The 230-nt window shown below is 32.6% G+C and carries 1 protein-coding gene; it reads left to right on the forward strand.

Going from position 1 to position 230, the window contains the following annotated elements; all coding sequences use genetic code 11:
• Positions 1 to 230, forward strand: a 230-nt coding sequence (locus tag GJQ66_RS15120) for a hypothetical protein (RefSeq protein ID WP_230379711.1), incomplete at both ends; no start/stop codon positions are given.

The raw sequence follows: 230 nt of genomic DNA on the forward strand, positions 1-230 counted from the left end.
AGAATTGCAGGAATACTTGCTAATGCTTCAGCAAGAGAAATTTTAGCTCGAAAAAATAGAATTTCTGCCTACGCTAAAGTTGGTAAAAAAATTACTTCTGAATATGATTTTTCCTTTCTCAATTCGATTCAACGGACGAATGGCATCATCGACAAAGCATTTTCTGACATCGAACAAAATCAGAATAAAGTAGTCCATTCTTTATTTTGGTTTACAAATTTAAACCCAGA

The sequence above is a fragment of the Microbacterium sp. ZXX196 genome (assembly GCF_009709595.1).
GTDB classification, from domain to species: domain Bacteria; phylum Actinomycetota; class Actinomycetes; order Actinomycetales; family Microbacteriaceae; genus Microbacterium; species Microbacterium excoecariae.